The 19,266-nt window shown below is 64.5% G+C and carries 15 protein-coding genes; 13 read left to right on the forward strand and 2 right to left on the reverse strand.

The window, feature by feature from the left end:
• The first annotated feature begins 5 nt into the window (after nt 1–5).
• From rpsD to bfr, 5 genes are all read left to right on the forward strand, one after another.
• Entirely contained in the window at nt 6–626 is a 621-nt protein-coding gene (gene rpsD / locus V9K84_RS24650) for a 30S ribosomal protein S4 (RefSeq protein WP_043861923.1), read from the forward strand.
• Nucleotides 627–648: 22 nt separating this feature from the next.
• The gene (gene rpoA, locus V9K84_RS24655; protein WP_003186012.1) at nt 649–1,650 is read left to right on the forward strand and encodes a DNA-directed RNA polymerase subunit alpha; all 1,002 of its coding nucleotides are present in this window, start codon (nt 649–651) and stop codon (nt 1,648–1,650) included.
• Between the two features lie 43 nt (nt 1,651–1,693).
• Complete coding sequence (gene rplQ, locus V9K84_RS24660; RefSeq protein ID WP_002555463.1) at nt 1,694–2,080, forward strand: 50S ribosomal protein L17; 387 nt, start codon at nt 1,694–1,696, stop codon at nt 2,078–2,080.
• 175 nt (nt 2,081–2,255) lie between these two features.
• A complete protein-coding gene (locus V9K84_RS24665) occupies nt 2,256–3,704 on the forward strand; it encodes a catalase (RefSeq protein ID WP_088514376.1) in 1,449 nt (482 codons plus the stop codon).
• A 155-nt stretch (nt 3,705–3,859) separates the two neighbouring features.
• Nucleotides 3,860–4,324, forward strand: a complete 465-nt coding sequence (gene bfr, locus V9K84_RS24670) for a bacterioferritin (protein ID WP_043861921.1) — start codon at nt 3,860–3,862, stop codon at nt 4,322–4,324.
• A 99-nt stretch (nt 4,325–4,423) separates the two neighbouring features.
• On the opposite strand, the gene uvrA is transcribed toward bfr, so the two are convergent.
• Nucleotides 4,424–7,258, reverse strand: a complete 2,835-nt coding sequence (uvrA, locus tag V9K84_RS24675) for an excinuclease ABC subunit UvrA (RefSeq protein WP_043861920.1) — start codon at nt 7,256–7,258, stop codon at nt 4,424–4,426.
• A gap of 129 nt (nt 7,259–7,387) precedes the next feature.
• On the opposite strand from uvrA, the gene V9K84_RS24680 reads away from it, so the two are divergent.
• Both V9K84_RS24680 and V9K84_RS24685 read left to right on the forward strand, forming a co-directional pair.
• Nucleotides 7,388–8,782: an MFS transporter gene (locus V9K84_RS24680; RefSeq protein ID WP_088514375.1), complete on the forward strand. Its 1,395-nt coding sequence runs from the start codon at nt 7,388–7,390 to the stop codon at nt 8,780–8,782.
• Nucleotides 8,783–8,791: 9 nt separating this feature from the next.
• Nucleotides 8,792–9,307, forward strand: a complete 516-nt coding sequence (locus V9K84_RS24685; RefSeq protein ID WP_043861918.1) for a single-stranded DNA-binding protein — start codon at nt 8,792–8,794, stop codon at nt 9,305–9,307.
• 174 nt (nt 9,308–9,481) lie between these two features.
• Here the strand turns inward: V9K84_RS24685 and V9K84_RS24690 are convergent, their stop codons facing one another.
• Entirely contained in the window at nt 9,482–10,054 is a 573-nt protein-coding gene (locus tag V9K84_RS24690) for a hypothetical protein (protein ID WP_052504272.1), read from the reverse strand.
• Nucleotides 10,055–10,247: 193 nt separating this feature from the next.
• On the opposite strand from V9K84_RS24690, the gene fdnG reads away from it, so the two are divergent.
• The 6 genes from fdnG to selB all read left to right on the forward strand — a co-directional run bounded on the left by fdnG (nt 10,248) and on the right by selB (nt 19,265).
• Nucleotides 10,248–13,313, forward strand: a complete 3,066-nt coding sequence (gene fdnG / locus V9K84_RS24695) for a formate dehydrogenase-N subunit alpha (protein WP_143516624.1) — start codon at nt 10,248–10,250, stop codon at nt 13,311–13,313.
• The gene (gene fdxH / locus V9K84_RS24700; protein ID WP_043861915.1) at nt 13,313–14,260 is read left to right on the forward strand and encodes a formate dehydrogenase subunit beta; all 948 of its coding nucleotides are present in this window, start codon (nt 13,313–13,315) and stop codon (nt 14,258–14,260) included. The genes fdnG and fdxH overlap by 1 nt, the downstream gene beginning before the upstream one ends.
• Nucleotides 14,257–14,910 (forward strand): formate dehydrogenase subunit gamma, encoded by a 654-nt coding sequence (locus tag V9K84_RS24705; RefSeq protein ID WP_088514373.1) that lies wholly within the window; start codon nt 14,257–14,259, stop codon nt 14,908–14,910. The genes fdxH and V9K84_RS24705 overlap by 4 nt, the downstream gene beginning before the upstream one ends.
• A complete protein-coding gene (gene fdhE, locus V9K84_RS24710; protein WP_088514372.1) occupies nt 14,907–15,827 on the forward strand; it encodes a formate dehydrogenase accessory protein FdhE in 921 nt (306 codons plus the stop codon). The genes V9K84_RS24705 and fdhE overlap by 4 nt, the downstream gene beginning before the upstream one ends.
• Before the next feature lie 103 nt (nt 15,828–15,930).
• The gene (gene selA / locus V9K84_RS24715) at nt 15,931–17,355 is read left to right on the forward strand and encodes an L-seryl-tRNA(Sec) selenium transferase (protein ID WP_088514371.1); all 1,425 of its coding nucleotides are present in this window, start codon (nt 15,931–15,933) and stop codon (nt 17,353–17,355) included.
• Nucleotides 17,352–19,265, forward strand: coding sequence for a selenocysteine-specific translation elongation factor (selB, locus tag V9K84_RS24720; protein WP_088514370.1), 1,914 nt, complete (start codon nt 17,352–17,354; stop codon nt 19,263–19,265). The genes selA and selB overlap by 4 nt, the downstream gene beginning before the upstream one ends.
• Nucleotide 19,266 lies beyond the last annotated feature (1 nt).

A 19,266-nucleotide genomic window follows, 5' to 3' on the forward strand; every position in this document is an offset into this window, starting at 1 on the left:
GATAAATGGCACGTTACATTGGTCCAAAATGCAAACTGTCTCGTCGTGAAGGCACCGATCTGTTCCTGAAGAGCGGCGTTCGCGCTCTGGAATCGAAGTGCAACATCGAAGCAGCCCCAGGTATTCACGGTCAGCGCCGCGGTCGTCAGTCCGACTACGGCACCCAGCTGCGTGAAAAGCAAAAAGTCCGTCGTATCTACGGCGTGCTCGAGCGTCAGTTCAGCGGTTACTACAAGCAAGCGGCCTCCTCGAAGGGCGCTACTGGTGAGAACCTGCTGCAACTGCTCGAATGCCGTCTGGATAACGTCGTTTATCGTATGGGCTTTGGCGCTACTCGTGCCGAATCCCGTCAGCTGGTTTCGCACAAAGCGATCAGCGTTAACGGCAAGACTGTAAACGTTCCGTCCTACCAAGTTCGTCCGGGTGACGTGGTCGCGGTTCGCGAGAAGTCGCTGAACCAGCTGCGCATTGTTCAAGCCCTTGAACTGTGCGCCCAGCGTGGCCGCGTTGAGTGGGTAGATGTAGACACCGCGAAGAAGTCGGGCGTTTTCAAGAACGTTCCTGCTCGCAGTGATCTGTCTGCCGACATCAACGAAAGCCTGATTGTCGAGCTCTACTCCAAGTAAGGGCTAGAAAATAGGTGCATCCATGCAGATTTCGGTAAATGAGTTCCTGACGCCCCGCCACATCGATGTGCAGGTCGTCAGTCCAACCCGCGCTAAAATCACTCTCGAGCCTCTCGAGCGTGGTTTTGGCCATACCCTGGGCAACGCGCTGCGCCGCATCCTGTTGTCCTCCATGCCTGGCTGTGCAGTAGTCGAGGCCGAGATCGACGGTGTACTCCACGAGTACTCCGCCATCGAAGGTGTTCAGGAAGACGTCATTGAAATCCTGTTGAACCTGAAAGGCCTGGCTATCAAACTGCACGGTCGTGACGAAGTTACGCTGACCTTGTCGAAGAAGGGTTCGGGGGTGGTTACCGCTGCCGATATTCAGCTGGATCATGATGTCGAGATCGTTAACCCCGATCACGTAATCGCTAACCTGGCGTCCAATGGCGCCTTGAACATGAAGCTCACCGTAGCTCGTGGTCGTGGTTATGAACCGGCCGATTCGCGTCAGAGCGATGAAGACGAAAGCCGCAGCATTGGTCGCTTGCAGCTCGACTCTTCGTTCAGCCCGGTTCGCCGTATCGCATACGTGGTGGAAAACGCCCGTGTCGAGCAGCGTACTAACCTGGACAAGTTGGTTATTGATCTGGAAACCAACGGTACTCTGGATCCTGAAGAGGCAATCCGTCGTGCTGCAACCATCCTGCAACAGCAGTTGGCTGCATTCGTCGACCTCAAGGGTGACAGCGAACCAGTGGTAGTCGAACAGGAAGACGAGATCGATCCGATCCTGCTTCGTCCGGTTGACGATCTGGAATTGACCGTGCGTTCGGCCAACTGCCTTAAGGCGGAGAACATTTACTACATCGGTGACCTGATTCAGCGTACCGAAGTAGAACTGTTGAAGACTCCGAACCTGGGCAAGAAATCCTTGACCGAAATCAAGGACGTTCTGGCCTCCCGTGGTCTGTCCCTCGGCATGCGCCTCGACAACTGGCCGCCTGCAAGTCTTAAGAAGGACGACAAGGCGACTGCCTGATCGTCGTAATCACCGAACGTAGTGTTTGGTAAGGAATGAACCCATGCGTCATCGTAAAAGTGGACGTCACCTGAGCCGTACCAGCTCTCACCGTAAGGCCATGTTCCAGAACATGGCGGTGTCGCTGTTCGAGCACGAGCTGATCAAAACTACTCTGCCAAAAGCCAAGGAACTGCGCCGCGTTGCCGAGCCGCTGATCACCCTGGCCAAGGAAGACAGCGTTGCTAACCGTCGTCTGGCTTTCGACCGTACCCGTTCGAAAGAAATCGTCGGTAAGCTGTTCAACGATCTGGGCAAGCGCTATGCCACCCGTCAGGGCGGCTACCTGCGTATCCTCAAGTGCGGTTTCCGCGCTGGCGATAACGCACCTATGGCGTACGTCGAGCTGGTTGATCGTCCTGTTGGTGGCTCGGTTGAAGCTGCTGAGTAAGGCGAACAGTCTGTAACAAGGAACCGGGCCCAGTGCCCGGTTTTTTGTTTCTGCGTGAATTGAAATAATCTATTGATCTCAGTCATGTAATGAATTTGATGGTGTCATGTTCCTGGTCGATACTTCTGCCTACGCCGATTAGCCGGCCGCAAAAGTCTGATTAAGGAGAGAGTGCATGAGCCAGAACAAAACGCTGACCACCGCCAGTGGCGCGCCGGTCGCCGACAACCAGAACTCGCGTTCGGCAGGCCCGCGGGGTCCGTTGTTGCTGGAAGACTTCCACCTGATTGAAAAGCTTGCGCACTTCAACCGCGAGAACATCCCTGAGCGCCGTGTACACGCCAAGGGGTCGGGTGCCTATGGCACGTTTACCGTCAGCCGCGATATCACCCAGTACACCTGCGCCAAGCTGTTCAGCAGCGTCGGCAAGCAGACCGATACCTTCCTGCGTTTCTCCACAGTGGGTGGCGAGCGGGGTTCGGCCGATACCGAGCGTGACCCTCGGGGTTTTGCACTCAAGTTCTACACCGAGGAAGGCAACTGGGACATCGTGGGCAACAACACGCCGGTGTTCTTCATCCGTGATCCATTGAAGTTCCCGGACTTCATCCACACCCAGAAGCGCCTGCCTCAAAGCAACCTGAAAAGCCCGCAGATGATGTGGGACTTCTGGTCGCATTCGCCCGAATCGCTGCACCAGGTCACCATCCTGTTTTCCGACCGCGGCATCCCGGACGGTTACCGTCACATGCACGGTTTCGGCAGCCACACCTACAGCCTGATCAACGCACAGGGCCAGCGTACCTGGGTCAAGTGGCACTTCAAGACCAAGCAGGGCATCAAGAACCTGGCGCCTGCCGAGGCGGCCCGCCTGGCCGGTACCGACCCGGATTACGCCCAGCGCGACCTGTTCGAAGCGATCGAGCGCGGTGACTTCCCGAAATGGAGCGTGTGCATCCAGGTAATGAGCGAAGCCGAGGCCGCCAGCCGTGCCGAGAACCCGTTCGACGTGACCAAGACCTGGTCGCAGAAGGACTATCCGCTGATCGAGGTGGGCGAACTGGAGCTCAACCGCAACCCGCTCAACTACTTTGCCGAAGTCGAGCAGGCCGCGTTCGGCCCCAGCAACATGATCCCGGGTGTGGGGCTGTCGCCAGACCGCATGCTGCAGGGCCGCGTATTCGCCTACGCAGACGCTCACCGTTACCGTGTGGGTACCAACCACCAGCAACTGCCGGTAAACGCCCCACGCAGCCCGGTGAACAGCTACCAGCGCGATGGTTCGATGGCCTTTGGCAGCAACGGCGGCGCGGCGCCCAACTACGAGCCCAACAGCTACGCCGACGCACCCAAGCAGGCCCCGCAGTACGCTGAGCCTGCACTGGCCCTCGGTGGTGCAGCAGACCGTTACGATCATCGTGAAGACACCGACTACTACAGCCATGCCGGTGCGCTGTTCCGCCTGATGAACGATGAGCAGAAGGCCCTGCTGATCGCCAACATCGCCGGCACCATGGCCAGCGTCTCGCGCGATGTCGTGGAGCGTCAGCTGCAGCACTTCTTCAAGGCCGATCCGGCCTACGGAGGGGGAATCGCAAAGGCATTGGGTCTCAATCTGGCCTAAGTCGAAGTGATAAGAAGAACCGCCCTCATCTGGGCGGTTTTTCAATGCAATTGACTACTGTTTACCCACTTTTTTAGCGGTTTTAGCGCAATTTGCAGTGACCTTACAGTCATCCTGGTTCAAACTATGGCTTTCACACAGGGAGAGTCAGGGCAATGCAAGGTCACCCGGACGTAATCGATTATCTCAACACGTTGCTGACGGGCGAACTGGCGGCACGTGACCAATACTTCATCCACTCGCGCATGTACGAAGACTGGGGCTTCAGCAAGCTCTACGAGCGTATCAACCACGAGATGGAAGAAGAGGCACAACACGCCGACGCCCTGATGCGCCGCATTCTCATGCTCGAAGGCACCCCGCGCATGCGCCCGGACGACCTGGACATCGGTACCACCGTGCCCGAGATGATCGCCGCCGACCTGCGCCTTGAGTACAAGGTGCGCGCTGCGCTGTGCAAAGGCATCGAGCTGTGCGAGCTGCACAAGGACTACGTCAGCCGTGACATCCTGCGCGTGCAGTTGGCCGACACCGAAGAAGATCACACCTACTGGCTGGAGAAGCAGCAGGGTCTGATCAAGTCGCTGGGCCTGGAGAACTACCTGCAATCGCAGATGTAATCCACCGCGCAACGAAAAAGGCCATCGGGGTGTACCCGATGGCCTTTTTTTGTGCCCGCATGCCGCTGTGCAGGAGCCGGCCTGGCCGGCTCCTGCAGTTCAGGCCCGGTCGCGCGCCAGCAGCGGCTTGAGGTAATACCCCGTGTGCGACTGCTTCATCTCGGCCAGCTCCTCCGGCGTGCCGCAGGCGATGATCTGTCCGCCCTTGGAGCCGCCCTCCGGCCCAAGGTCCACCAGCCAGTCGGCGGTCTTGATCACGTCCAGGTTGTGCTCGATCACCACCACGGTGTTGCCGTGGTCACGCAGGCGATGCAGCACGTCCAGCAGTTGCTGGATATCGGCAAAGTGCAGGCCGGTGGTCGGCTCATCGAGGATGTACAGCGTCTTGCCGGTATCGCGCTTGGACAGCTCGCGTGACAGCTTGACCCGCTGCGCCTCACCACCGGACAGCGTGGTCGCCGACTGGCCCAGCTTGATGTACGACAGGCCCACGTCCATCAGCGTCTGCAGTTTGCGCGCCAGTGCCGGCACCGCATCGAAGAACTCGCGGGCTTCCTCGATGGTCATTTCCAGCACCTCGTGGATGTTCTTGCCCTTGTACTTGATTTCCAGCGTTTCGCGGTTGTAACGCTTGCTCTTGCACACGTCGCACGGCACGTAGATGTCGGGCAGGAAGTGCATCTCGACCTTGATCAGGCCATCGCCCTGGCATGCCTCGCAGCGCCCGCCCTTGACGTTGAACGAGAAACGCCCCGGCCCGTAGCCGCGCGAGCGCGACTCCGGCACGCCGCTGAACAGCTCGCGGATCGGCGTGAACAGCCCAGTGTAGGTCGCCGGGTTGGAGCGCGGTGTACGCCCGATCGGGCTCTGGTCGATGTCCACCACCTTGTCCAGGTGCTGCAGGCCATCGCAGCTGTCGTGGGCCGCAGCTTCCAGCGTGCTGGCACCGTTGAGCGCGGTAGCCGCCAGCGGGAACAGGGTGTTGTTGATCAGCGTCGACTTGCCCGAACCGGACACGCCGGTCACGCAGGTCAGCAGGCCGATCGGGATCTCCAGGTCGACGTTCTGCAGGTTGTTGCCGCGTGCGCCCTTGAGCTTGAGCGACAGCTTCTTGTTGCGCGGGGTGCGCTTGGCCGGCACGGCGATCTTCACGCGGCCCGACAGGTACTTGCCGGTCAGCGAGTCCGGGTGCGCCATCACCTCGGCCGGGGTGCCCTCGGCCACGATCTGGCCGCCATGCACGCCCGCGCCCGGGCCGATATCCACCACGTAGTCGGCCATGCGGATGGCGTCCTCGTCGTGCTCCACCACGATCACCGTGTTGCCGATGTCGCGCAGGTGATTGAGGGTGCCCAGCAGGCGATCGTTGTCGCGCTGGTGCAGGCCGATGGATGGCTCGTCGAGGATGTACATCACCCCCACCAGGCCGGCGCCGATCTGGCTGGCCAGGCGGATACGCTGGGCCTCGCCGCCCGACAGGGTATCGGCGCTGCGATCCAGCGTCAGGTAGTCCAGGCCCACGTTCACCAGAAACTGCAGGCGTTCGCAGATTTCCTTGAGGATCTTGTCGGCGATCTCGCCACGGCGCCCGGTCAGCTTGAGGCCGCCGAAGTAGTCGCTGGCATCGCCGATCGGCAGGTTGGTAACCGCCGGCAGGGTCTTCTCGCCCACCCACACATGGCGCGCCTCGCGGCGCAGGCGGGTGCCGCGGCAGTCGGGGCAGGGCTGGGTGCTGAGGAACTTGGCCAGCTCTTCACGCACGGTGGCCGATTCGGTCTCGCGGTAGCGCCGCTCCAGGTTCGGCACGATGCCCTCGAAGGGGTGCGAACGCTTGACGATATCGCCCCGGTCGTTGAGGTACTTGAAGTCGACGTTGTGCTTGCCACTGCCGTTCAGGATCACCTTCTGCTGGTCGGCCGGCAGCTCGTTGAACGGCACCTCCAGGCTGAACCCGTAATGCGCGGCCAGCGAGCCGAGCATCTGGAAGTAATACACATTGCGCCGGTCCCAGCCGCGAATCGCGCCCTCGGCCAGGGTCAGCTCGCCGTTGACCAGGCGCTTGATGTCGAAGAACTGCTTCACGCCCAGGCCGTCGCAGGTCGGGCAGGCGCCGGCCGGGTTGTTGAAGGAGAACAGCTTGGGCTCCAGCTCGCTGATCGCGTGGCCGCAGATCGGGCAGGCGAAGCGCGCCGAGAAGATCATCTCTTCACCCGGCTCGTCGTCCATCGGCGCCACCAGGGCGATGCCATCGGCCAGCTTAAGGGCCGTCTCGAACGATTCGGCCAGGCGCTGCTGCAGGTCGTCGCGCACCTTGAAGCGGTCGACCACCACATCGATGCTGTGCTTCTTCTGCTTGTCGAGCTTGGGCAACTCGTCCAGCTCGTACAGCTTGCCGTTGACCCGTGCGCGCACGAAGCCCTGGGCACGCAGCTCTTCGAACACCGCCAGGTGCTCGCCCTTGCGCTCGCGAATCACCGGAGCCAGCAGCATCAGCTTGCTGCCCTCGGGCTGGGCCAGCACCAGGTCGACCATCTGGCTGACAGTCTGGGCTTCGAGCGGGATGTCGTGGTCGGGGCAGCGTGGGGTGCCCACACGGGCATACAGCAGGCGCAGGTAATCGTAGATCTCGGTGATGGTGCCCACGGTCGAGCGCGGGTTGTGCGAGGTCGACTTCTGCTCGATCGAGATGGCCGGCGACAGCCCCTCGATGGTGTCGACGTCTGGCTTTTCCATCATCGACAGGAACTGGCGGGCATACGCCGACAGCGATTCCACGTAGCGACGCTGGCCTTCGGCGTACAGGGTGTCGAACGCCAGCGATGACTTGCCGGACCCGGACAGACCGGTGATGACGATCAGTTTGTCCCGGGGCAGGGTCAGGTCGATGTTCTTAAGGTTGTGGGTACGTGCCCCACGTATCAGGATCTTGTCCACTGCGGCCTCGCTTGGCGGGCATAAACGGAGGAGTATACGGCGCGCTGCCACCACGCGGCAAAGCGTCGCGTATATGCCGTTAACCGATCCGACTGGTAGAATCGCCGCCGGTTCACACGAGGTTTATCCATGCACGATCCCCACAGCGAACGCATGAGCGGCAGCGAGACCCGCGCCGCAGGCGGCCTGGCCCTGGTGTTCGCCTTCCGTATGCTGGGCATGTTCATGGTGCTGCCGGTACTGGCCACCTATGGCATGGACCTGGCGGGCGCCACGCCGACGCTCATCGGCCTGGCCATCGGTGCCTATGGCCTGACCCAGGCCGTACTGCAGATTCCGTTCGGGGTCATTTCCGACCGCATCGGCCGTCGGCCGGTGATCTACCTGGGGCTGGTGATCTTTGCCCTGGGCAGCGTGCTGGCAGCGCAGGCCGACTCGATCTGGGGCGTGATCGCCGGGCGCATCCTGCAGGGTGCGGGCGCCATCTCCGCCGCGGTCATGGCGTTGCTCTCGGACCTCACCCGCGAACAGCACCGCACCAAGGCCATGGCCATGATCGGCATGAGCATCGGCCTGTCGTTCGCCGTGGCGATGGTCGTGGGGCCACTGGTAACGCGGGCCTTCGGCCTGTCGGGGTTGTTCCTGGCCACCGCGGCGATGGCGGTGGTGGGCATCGGCCTGATCGCCTTCGTGGTGCCGGCCTCCAACGGCCCGCTGGCGCACCGCGAGTCGGGCGTGGCCAAGCAGGCCCTGGGGCCGACCCTGCGTCACCCCGACCTGCTACGCCTGGACGTCGGCATCTTCGTGCTGCACGCCATCCTCATGGCCAGCTTCGTCGCCTTGCCGCTGGCGTTCGTGGAGCGTGGCGGGTTGCCGAAAGAGGAGCACTGGTGGGTCTACCTCACCGCCTTGCTGGTTTCATTCTTCGCAATGATTCCGTTCATCATCTACGGTGAAAAAAAGCGCAAGATGAAACGTGTCCTGCTGGGCGCGGTCAGTGTGCTCATGCTCACAGAGCTGTTTTTCTGGGAGCTGGGCAACAGCCTGCAGTCACTGGTGATCGGCACGGTGATCTTCTTCACCGCCTTCAACCTGCTCGAAGCCTCGTTGCCTTCGCTGATCAGCAAGGTGTCGCCGGCCGGTGGCAAGGGCACGGCGATGGGGGTGTATTCCACCAGCCAGTTCTTGGGGGCGGCGCTGGGCGGGATCATGGGTGGCTGGTTGTTCCAGCATGGCGGCTTGAGCGTGGTTTTCCTGGGGTGCGCAGGCCTCTGTGCCCTTTGGTTGGCCATAGCTGTTACTATGCGCGAACCACCTTACGTGACGAGCCTGCGCTTGCCGTTGTCGCCAGAAGCGATGCGCGAAGCGGGCTTGACCGAGCGCCTCAAGGCCGTGCCGGGTGTGACCGACGCAGTGGTGGTGGCAGAGGAAGCCGCCATCTATATCAAACTGGATACACAAATTTTGGATCGTACGGCCCTGGAGCTGCTGGTAAACCCGGCGCCCGCGGCGTGCCAAGCCTAGGAGAACGTTATGGCCCGTGGGGTTAACAAAGTCATTTTGGTCGGCACTTGCGGCCAGGACCCTGAAGTTCGCCACCTGCCCAACGGCAACGCGGTGACCAACCTCAGCCTGGCCACCAGCGAGCAGTGGACCGACAAGCAGACCGGCCAGAAGGTCGAGCGTACCGAGTGGCACCGTGTGTCGATGTTCGGCAAGGTTGCCGAGATTGCCGGCGAGTACCTGCGCAAGGGTTCGCAGGTGTACATCGAGGGCAAGCTGCAGACCCGCGAGTGGGAAAAGGACGGCATCAAGCGTTACACCACCGAGATCATCGTCGACATGCAGGGCACCATGCAGCTGCTGGGTGGTCGTCCGCAGAACCAGGACGGTTCGCAGCAGGGTGGCAACAACTACAACCAGGCCCCACGTCAGCAGGCGCCTCAGCAGCGTCCGCAGCAGGCCCCTCAGCAGCGCCCTGCGCCGCAACAGCCTGCGCCGCAGCCGGCTGCCGACTTCGACAGCTTCGATGACGACATCCCGTTCTGAGCCCTGGCCAACGCCGCGCTTCAAGACAAACGCCCGATGCGCTGCATCGGGCGTTTTGCGTTCTGGGGAAACCTCGGTGGGCGGTGGCCCTGACACGCTTGCGATGTTCAGCGCACGTGCGGGCCTCGCGGTACCTCTAGCGGGCAGCCAGGAGGTGAAGCGGCCCGTGAGCACTCACGCCGCGGCCACGCCTTGGCCCACCAGCCCCGCCAGTGCATTGAGCATCGGTGCGCGATACTCCACGTCCTTCTCGTTCCAGTACACATGACCGGCCGGCAGGTCGACATTGAAGAAGCTTTCGTAGTAGCTGCCTGGCGCTGAATCCGAGCGGTCGTTGCCGAACACCTTCAGGCGCACCGCACCCGCTTCAAGCCCGGTGTCCGCCTGGTGCAGCGCAATCACGCTGAAGCGCTCGCCGACCGCCCCGGGGCCATCGACCAGCTCGATTTCATACAGCTGTGCCAGCGCCTCGATGAACCGCTCGGTCTCCAGGCCCAGCGACGAGATCTCGAGCCCGTCGCTGTAGAAGTGCGCCTGTATCACGTTCATCTCGCCATCGAACCCCGGCTGCACGTCGCGCCGCAGCCGCGCCCGCACACCCACCGAGTGCCCGGCGAACGCGGCACGCAGGTCAAAGTGGTAGTGCACGTCATCCTGCATCAGGTGCTGCACCTGAAACACGCAGTCCACAAAACCTTCTTCGCCAAACTGCTCCAGCAGCGGCAACCCGTTCTTGTCCAATTGCATCATGCAGTCCCTTGGCGATGGTGGTCAGGCTGGCGATTATGCACCCGTTGCGCGCATCGATAATCCGTTTTAATGGTGCTTGGCCCGATCTTGGCTAGAGTGAATATTGACGACCACCCAGTGGCCGCCACCGTGACTGTTCACGAGACGCCGGCAATGCTCCGCGCGTCCACCACCTGATCAGGAGTGCACGATGGATCTCAACCGTCGGCAATTTTTCAAGGTCGCCGCCATCGGCCTTGGAGGTTCGAGCCTGGCGGCGCTGGGCATGGCCCCCACGCCGGCCTTCGCCGAACAGATACGCCACTTCAAGCTGGCCCGCACCAAGGAGACCCGCAACACCTGCCCCTACTGCTCGGTCGGCTGCGGCCTGATCCTGTACAGCCAGGGCGATGCGGGCAAGAACGTGGCGCAGAGCATCATCCACGTCGAAGGCGACGCCGATCACCCGGTCAACCGCGGCACCCTGTGCCCCAAAGGTGCAGGCCTGCTGGACTTTATCCACAGCCCCAGCCGCCTGCAGTACCCGCAGGTGCGCAAGCCGGGCAGCAACGAGTGGACGCGCGTCAGCTGGGATGAGGCCATGGACCGCGTGGCCGAGCTGGTCAAGGCCGACCGCGACGCCAACTTCATCGAGAAGAACGCCCAGGGCCAGACCGTCAACCGCTGGCTCAGCACCGGGTTCCTCGCGGCCTCGGCGGCTTCTAGCGAAGCCGGCTACCTGACCCACAAGGTCATTCGCAGTTTGGGCATGCTGGGGTTCGACAACCAGGCGCGTGTCTGACACGGCCCGACGGTGGCAAGTCTTGCCCCGACGTACGGCCGTGGTGCCATGACCAATCACTGGACCGATATCGCCAACGCGAACCTGATCCTGGTGATGGGCGGCAACGCAGCAGAAGCGCACCCGTGCGGTTTCAAATGGGTGACCGAAGCCAAGGCGCACAACCAGGCGCGGCTGATCGTGGTCGACCCACGGTTTACCCGCACCGCCTCGGTGGCCGATTACTACGCGCCGATTCGCACCGGCAGCGACATCGCCTTCATGGGCGGCCTGATCAACTATCTGCTCAGCACTGACCAGATCCAGCACGAGTACGTGCGCAACTACACCGACGTGTCGTTCATCGTCAAAGCCGGCTTCGGCTTCGAGGACGGGCTGTTCAGTGGCTACGATGCGGCCAAGCGTACCTATACCGACAAGTCCGGCTGGGGCTACGAACTGGGTGAAGACGGTTTCGCCAAGGTCGACCCGACCCTGCAGGACCCGCGCTGCGTCTACCAGCTGATGAAGCAGCACTACAGCCGCTACACCCCGGAGCTCGCCAGCATGACCTGCGGCATGCCCCAGGCCAGCATGCAGAAGATCTGGGAAGAGATCGCCACCTGCTCCACACCCGGCAAGACCATGACCATCCTCTATGCCCTGGGCTGGACCCAGCATTCGATCGGTGCGCAGATCATCCGCAGCGCGGCGATGGTGCAACTGCTGCTGGGCAACGTCGGCATGCCGGGTGGCGGGGTCAACGCCCTGCGCGGGCACTCCAACATCCAGGGCCTGACCGACCTGGGCCTGCTGTCCAACTCCTTGCCGGGCTACCTGACCCTGCCCGGTGATGCCGAGCAGGACTACGACGGCTACATCGCCAAGCGCGCCCTCAAGCCGCTGCGCCCAGGGCAGCTGTCGTACTGGCAGAACTACGGCAAGTTCCACGTCAGTCTGATGAAGGCCTGGTATGGCGCCAACGCCACTGCCGAGAACCACTGGGGCTACGACTGGCTGCCCAAGCTCGACATCCCAGGCTACGACGTGCTCAAGATGTTCGACATGATGGGCAGGGGCGAGGTGCACGGCTACATGTGCCAGGGCTTCAACCCGATTGCCGCGCTGCCCGACAAGAACCGCGTCACTGCCGCGCTCAGCAAGCTCAAGTGGCTGGTGGTGATGGACCCGCTGGCCACCGAAACCTCGGAGTTCTGGCGCAACGCAGGGCCGTACAACGACGTCAGCACGGCCGACATCGCCACCGAGGTCATCCGCCTGCCCACCACCTGCTTCGCCGAGGAGGACGGTTCGCTGGTCAACAGCAGCCGCTGGCTGCAGTGGCACTGGAAGGGCGCCGACGGCCCGGGGGAAACCCGAACCGACGTGCGCATCATGAGCGACCTGTTCCTGCGCCTGCGTGAACGCTACCGCGCCGAGGGTGGCGCGTTTGCCGAGCCGCTGCTCAACCTCAGCTGGCCGTACAAGGTCGCCGATGAACCCTCCCCCGAAGAGCTGGCCAGGGAGCTCAACGGCGTGGCCGTGACCGATCAGGTCGATGCAACCGGCGCCGCGCTCAAGGGCGGCCAGCAACTGTCGGGGTTCGCCCAGCTCAAGGACGATGGCAGTACCGCGTCCGGCTGCTGGATCTTCTGCGGCAGCTGGACCGAGCAGGGCAACCAGATGGCTCGGCGCGACAACAGCGACCCGTATGGCATGAAGCAGAACCTGGGCTGGGCCTGGGCCTGGCCGATGAACCGGCGAATCCTCTACAACCGTGCCTCGGCCACCCCGCAAGGCCAGCCCTGGGACCCGAAAAAACGCCTGGTATGGTGGAACGGCAAGGCCTGGACCGGCACCGACACCCCGGACTACAAGGCCGACGTGCCCCCCGAGGCGGGCATGAACCCGTTCATCATGAACCCCGAAGGGGTGGCCCGGTTCTTCGCCGTCGACAAGATGGCCGAAGGCCCGTTCCCCGAGCACTACGAACCCTTCGAGACGCCGATCGGGATCAACCCGCTGCACCCCACCAACAAGAAGGCCACCAGCAACCCGGCCGGACGCATCTTCGACTCGGTGTGGGACACCCTCGGCCAGGCCAAGGACTACCCCTACGCGGCCACCACCTACCGGCTGACCGAGCACTTTCACTTCTGGAGCAAGCATGCGCGCCTGAACGCCATCGCCCAGCCCGAGCAGTTCGTCGAGATCGGTGAAGTGCTGGCGCAGCAGAAGGGTATCCAGGCCGGCGACCGGGTGCGGGTGAGTTGCAAGCGTGGGCATATCGAGGCGGTGGCGGTCGTCACCAAGCGGATTCGTCCGCTGCAGGTCAACAACCAGACCGTGCACCAGGTCGGTATCCCGCTGCACTGGGGCTTCACCGGGCTGACGCGGCATGGCTACCTGACCAACACCCTGGTGCCGTTCCTCGGCGATGGCAATACACAGACCCCGGAATCGAAGTCGTTCCTGGTCAACGTGGAGAAAATCTGATGGCCAGCCAAGACATCATTGCCCGTTCGGCCACCACCACGCTGCCCCCCTCGGTGCGCCAGCAGGAGCAGGTCGCCAAGCTGATCGACACCACCAAGTGCATCGGCTGCAAGGCCTGCCAGGTGGCGTGTTCGGAATGGAACGAGCTGCGCGACGAGGTGGGTCACAACCACGGCACCTATGACAACCCGCAGGACCTCAGCGCTGAAAGCTGGACGCTGATGCGCTTCACCGAGCACGAGACCGCCGACGGCAACCTGGAGTGGCTGATCCGCAAGGACGGCTGCATGCACTGCGCCGACCCCGGCTGCCTCAAGGCCTGTCCCAGCCCGGGGGCGATCATCAAGCACGCCAACGGCATCGTCGACTTCAACCAGGACCACTGCATCGGCTGCGGCTACTGCATCACCGGCTGCCCGTTCAACATCCCGCGCATCTCGCAGAAGGACCACAAGGCCTACAAGTGCACCCTGTGTTCCGACCGCGTGGCCGTGGGGCTGGAGCCGGCCTGCGTGAAGACCTGTCCCACCGGCGCCATCGTGTTCGGCAGCAAGACCGACATGCAGGAGCACGCCGCCGAACGCATCGTCGACCTCAAGTCGCGGGGCTTCGAGCATGCCGGCCTGTACGACCCGGACGGCGTGGGTGGCACCCATGTGATGTACGTGCTGCACCACGCCGACACGCCGCGCGTGTACGCGGGGCTGCCCGACAACCCGGTGATCAGCCCGCTGGTCGGGCTGTGGAAGGGCGTGAGCAAACCGCTGGCGCTGCTGGCCATGGGTGCGGCGGTGCTGGCCGGGTTCTTCCACTACGTACGCATCGGCCCGCAGCGGGTCGAGGAAGAGGATGACGAGCATCCTGACACCAGCGTGCATCAGGTCGACCCGTCGGTGCATGTGTATGACCCGGGCAAGCCCACCGCACCAGGGGAGCAACGGCCATGAAGCACAAGCCGATACTGCGTTACACCGCCAACGAGCGCACCAACCACTGGCTGGTGGCGATCCTGTTCTTCATGGCGGCACTGTCGGGGCTGGCGCTGTTTCACCCGGCGCTGTTCTGGCTCAGCCACCTGTTCGGCGGCGGGCCGTGGACACGCATCCTGCACCCGTTCATGGGCGTGCTGATGTTCGTGCTGTTCCTGGGGCTGGTGCTGCGCTTCTGGCGAGCCAACTTCATCACCGCCACCGACCGGCAGTGGCTGCGCCGGGTCGACCGGGTGATCCGCAACGAGGAGGAGGGCGTACCACCGGTGGGCAAGTACAACGCCGGGCAGAAGCTGCTGTTCTGGACCCTGCTGGCGTGCATGCTGGTGCTGCTGGTGAGTGGCGTGGTGATCTGGCGTGCCTACTTCAGCGCGTACTTCGGTATCGACACCATTCGCCTGGCCACCCTGCTGCATGCCCTGGCCGGCTTCGTGCTGGTGCTGAGCATCATCGTGCACATCTATGCCGGCATCTGGATCAAGGGCTCGGTCAGCGCCATGCTGCATGGCTGGGTCAGCCGCGCGTGGGCGCGCAAGCACCATGCGCTATGGTACCGGGAGGTCACTCGGGACGAGCGGCCCGACACGCACAAAGGAGCCAAGCCTTGAGTACCGTGATGGAACCCGATCAGATCCAGGCGTCGGCCAGTTCGCCGCCGTTTCTGCACCCGCCACCGCCCCAGCTGTTTGCGCTGCGTGCCGAACGCCTCGACCTGCTGGCCGAGGGGCATGCGCTGGGCGACTACCTGCGCTTCGTGGCCGGGTTGTGCCGCGTGCAGCAGGGGTTGCTGGACAACCCGCCGGCAGCGGCCATGCCCGACCCGCAGCGCCTGCAACTGTGCGTGACCCACGGCCTGGCGCCCCTGGCCGCCGACAGCCTGGTGCGCGAGGGCGCCTGGCAGGGCTGGCTGGATGCCCTGTTGCAACGCTACGAGGCGTCTTCGCCGCTGGCGCATCAGGCCCAGACGCAATTGCGCGAGGCCGGGGCAGGGCAGCGCATGGTGTGGGCGCTGGCACTGCTGGGCGGGCAGTACAGCGCGGTGCCGGCGGCGCTGGTGCCGTTTCTGGGGGCCGCGCTGCAGGCGGCGTGGAGCCATTGGCTGCTGGCCATGCCCGGCGTCGAACTCAAGCCCGGCGACAGCCTGGGGCAGTGCCCGGCATGTGGTTCGCCGGCGATGGCGGGGGTAATCCGCCACCGCGGCAAGTACAACGGCCTGCGCTACCTGGTGTGTGCGTTGTGTGCCTGTGAATGGCATGCGGTGCGGGTCAAGTGCGTGTATTGCGAGCAAAGCAAGGGCTTGCAGTACTTCAGCCTGGAGGATGACCGCCATGTCGCCGGGCAGGCGCCGTTGCGGGCCGAATGCTGCCTCGAATGCCACAGTTACCTGAAGCTGGTCTACCTTGAAAGCGATGCGCAATCGGAGGCCCTGTCGGCAGACCTGGCCAGCCTGGCACTGGACATGCGCCTGGATCAGGAGGGGTACCAGCGCCTGGCGCCGAACCTGTTGCTGGCCCCAGGCCTGTAGGGCCGGCCTTGCGCGAAGGGCGCACTACACTGTGGGATCCGACCCTGCGCGGTGTTCCATTCGCCGGCAAGGCCGGCTCCTACATAGGCCGGAGCGTTTTTGCATGTCCTCCAACGTCACTCAGTGCACCCACCGTCTACCCTCCATCGACACCCTCCTGCGCAGCCCTGCCTGCGTTCCCCTGGTGGACCGCTACGGCCGCGACGCCGTGCTCGCCACCTTGCGCCAACTGCTCGATGACCTGCGCGAGCCCGCCCGCCACGGCCAGCTCGGCGCTGCCGAACTGGCCCCCGAGGTGCTCGCCGGCCGCACCAACGAACGCCTCGCCGCCCGGCACCGCAGCCACATCCGCCGGGTGTTCAACCTCACCGGCACCGTGCTGCACACCAACCTGGGCCGCGCGCTGCTGCCCGAAGCCGCCATCGAGGCCGTCCAGCTTGCCGCGCGCCACCCCCTCAACCTCGAGTTCGACCTGGACAGCGGCAAGCGCGGCGACCGTGACGACCTGATCGAAGGCCTGATCCGCGAGCTCACCGGCGCCGAGGCCGTGACCGTGGTCAACAACAATGCCGCCGCCGTGCTGCTGGCGCTCAACAGCCTGGGCGCGCGCAAGGAGGGCATCATTTCGCGCGGCGAACTGATCGAGATCGGTGGTGCGTTCCGCATCCCCGACATCATGGTCCGCGCGGGGGTCAGGCTGCACGAGGTGGGCACCACCAATCGCACCCACGCCCGCGACTACGAAGCGGCAATCAACCCGCGCAGCGGCCTGCTGATGCGCGTGCATTGCAGCAACTACAGCATTGAAGGCTTCACCAGCCATGTGCCCACCGCCGAGCTGGCGCAACTGGCCCACCAGCACGGCCTGCCGCTGCTCGAAGACCTAGGCAGCGGCAGCCTGATCGACCTGACCCGCTGGGGCCTGCCCGCCGAACCCACGGTGCGTCAGGCCCTGGCCGATGGCGCCGATATCGTTACCTTCAGCGGCGACAAGTTGCTCGGCGGTCCGCAGGCCGGGATCATCGTGGGCAGCAAGGCACTGATCGCGCGCATCAAGAAGAACCCGCTCAAGCGTGCCCTGCGGGTCGACAAGCTGACCCTCGCCGCGCTGGAAGCGGTGCTGGGCCTGTACCGCGACCCCGACCGTTTGGCCGAGCGCCTGCCCAGCCTGCGCCTGCTGACCCGGCCGCAAGCCGAGATCCTGGCCCAGGCCGAACGCCTGGCGCCGCGCATGGCACAGGCGTTGGGGGCGTCGTGGAGCGTTGCCGCGCTGCCTGCACTGGGTATGATCGGCAGCGGCAGCCAGCCGGTGGCACGCCTGCCCAGTGCTGCGCTGTGCATGCGCCCACAGGTGTCCAAGCGCCTGCGCGGGCGCAGCCTGCTGGCGCTGGAAGCGGCCTTGCGCGCGTTGCCCATCCCGGTGCTCGGGCGCCTGGACGACGACGCGCTGTGGCTCGACCTGCGCCAGCTGGATGACGAAGCCGCGTGGCTGGCGCAGCTGGCGCAACTGGCGGTACTGCCCACGTGATCGTCGGCACCGCCGGGCACATCGACCATGGCAAGACCGCGCTGCTCGAAGCCCTCACCGGCCAGGCTGGCGATCATCGGCGCGAAGAGCGCGAACGCGGCATCACCATCGACCTTGGCTACCGTTATGCAGCGCTGGCGGCGGATGCGCCGTTGACCGGCTTTGTCGACGTGCCGGGCCACGAGCGGTTTATCCACAACATGCTGGCCGGCGCCCAGGGTATCGACCTGGTGCTGCTGGTGGTGGCGGCCGACGACGGGGTGATGCCCCAGACCCGCGAGCACCTGGCCATCGTCGAACTGCTGGGCATCGCGCAGGCGCTGGTGGCCATCACCAAATGCGACCGGGTCGAGCCGGCGCGGGTGCAGGCGGTGCAGGCCCAGGTGCGCGGGCTGCTTGCGCCGGGATCGTATGCCGGGGCGGCGCAGTTCGCGGTGTCGAGTGTCAGCGGCCAGGGTATCGAGGCACTGCGTCAGGCATTGCTCGCCGCGCAGCACGCCCTGCAGCCGCGTAGCCAGGGTGGCGCTTTTCGCCTGGCCATTGACCGGGCCTTCAGCGTGGCCGGGGCCGGTATCGTGGTCACGGGCACCGCGTTGTCCGGGCAGGTTCAGGTGGGCGACAGCCTGGTGCTGGGCAAGGCGGGCAAACCGGTGCGGGTGCGCGGCCTGCACGCGCAGAACCAGGTCGCGACCCAGGCCTTCGCCGGGCAGCGCGTGGCCCTGAACATCAGCGCCGAGCGGCTGGCGCTGGAGCATATCCACCGCGGTGACTGGCTGCTGGCCGAGTGGCTGCATGCGCCCACTCAGCGGCTGGATATCGAACTGCACCTGCTGGCCGGGGAAGCTCGTGCACTCGAGCATTTCAGCCCGGTGCACCTGCACCTGGGCACCCAGGATGTCACCGCCCGCGTGGCATTGCTGGAGGGCGAGCGGCTGGCGCCCGGGGCGCGCATGTTCGCGCAGCTGCTGGTCAACGCGCCGGTGCAGGCAGTGCATGGCGACCCCGTGGTGCTGCGCGACCAGAGTGCCCAGCACACCCTTGGCGGCGGGCGCGTACTCGATCCGTTTGCCCCGGCCCGTCAGCGCCGCAGCCCGCAGCGGCTGGCGCAGCTGCAGGCACTGGCGGCGGCCGACAGCCTGGAACAGGCCTTGCCTGCGCTGCTTGCGCAAGGCACGGGCGGGCTCGACCCGCAGCGCCTGGAGCGCCAGTTCAATCGCTTGCGCAGCCACTGGCGGCTGGATGCGCAGGTGCAGGTGGTGGCCACGCGGCAGGGGCCGCTGCTGTTCGACACGACGCAATGGCAGGCGCTCAAGGCCCGGGTGCTGGCGCAACTGGCGCGTTTTCACGAGCTCGAACCCGACCAGCTCGGCCCTGACCGCGACCGCCTGCGCCGTTTCGCCAGCCTGGCACTGGAGCGGCCGGCGTTCATCAGCCTGGTGGACGAGTTGCTGGGCGAGCAGGCGATTGCCAGCAGTGGCCCGTGGCTGCACCTGCCCACGCACCAGGCGCGCCTGAACGAGGCCGACACGGCGCTGTGGCAACAGGTGCAACCGTTGCTGCTGGCGGCGCGTTTCGATCCGCCCTGGGTGCGCGACCTGGCCTGCGCCACCGGCAGCGAAGAAGCCGAGGTACGGCTGCTGCTGCGCAAGATGGCGCGTCTGGGCCAGGTGCACCAGGTGGTGCGCGATCTGTTCTATCCCGAGGCCACAGTGCGGCAAATGGCGGCTATGCTGTTGCGCATGGCGGGTGATGAGGTGCAGGTGACGGTTTTTCGTGATGCGCTGGGTATCGGGCGCAAGCGCAGCATCCAGGTGCTGGAATACTTCGATCGCATCGGCCTGACCCGGCGCCTGGGCGACCAGCGCCGCATCCGCCGCGACAATGCCCTGGCTCAACCGGGCGACAACTGAA

It is taken from the genome of Pseudomonas sp. AE27, from assembly GCF_037113495.1.
Taxonomy (GTDB): Bacteria; Pseudomonadota; Gammaproteobacteria; order Pseudomonadales; family Pseudomonadaceae; genus Aquipseudomonas; species Aquipseudomonas palmensis.

What these genes read in the sequence shown, in the direction of transcription:
- rpsD (WP_043861923.1), top strand. Translation starts at nt 6, where the DNA reads ATGGCACGTTACATTGGTCCAAAATGCAAACTGTCTCGTCGTGAAGGC.
- rpoA (WP_003186012.1), top strand. Translation starts at nt 649, where the DNA reads ATGCAGATTTCGGTAAATGAGTTCCTGACGCCCCGCCACATCGATGTG.
- rplQ (WP_002555463.1), top strand. Translation starts at nt 1,694, where the DNA reads ATGCGTCATCGTAAAAGTGGACGTCACCTGAGCCGTACCAGCTCTCAC.
- V9K84_RS24665 (WP_088514376.1), top strand. Translation starts at nt 2,256, where the DNA reads ATGAGCCAGAACAAAACGCTGACCACCGCCAGTGGCGCGCCGGTCGCC.
- bfr (WP_043861921.1), top strand. Translation starts at nt 3,860, where the DNA reads ATGCAAGGTCACCCGGACGTAATCGATTATCTCAACACGTTGCTGACG.
- V9K84_RS24680 (WP_088514375.1), top strand. Translation starts at nt 7,388, where the DNA reads ATGCACGATCCCCACAGCGAACGCATGAGCGGCAGCGAGACCCGCGCC.
- V9K84_RS24685 (WP_043861918.1), top strand. Translation starts at nt 8,792, where the DNA reads ATGGCCCGTGGGGTTAACAAAGTCATTTTGGTCGGCACTTGCGGCCAG.
- V9K84_RS24690 (WP_052504272.1), bottom strand. Translation starts at nt 10,054, where the DNA reads ATGCAATTGGACAAGAACGGGTTGCCGCTGCTGGAGCAGTTTGGCGAA.
- fdxH (WP_043861915.1), top strand. Translation starts at nt 13,313, where the DNA reads ATGGCCAGCCAAGACATCATTGCCCGTTCGGCCACCACCACGCTGCCC.
- V9K84_RS24705 (WP_088514373.1), top strand. Translation starts at nt 14,257, where the DNA reads ATGAAGCACAAGCCGATACTGCGTTACACCGCCAACGAGCGCACCAAC.
- selA (WP_088514371.1), top strand. Translation starts at nt 15,931, where the DNA reads ATGTCCTCCAACGTCACTCAGTGCACCCACCGTCTACCCTCCATCGAC.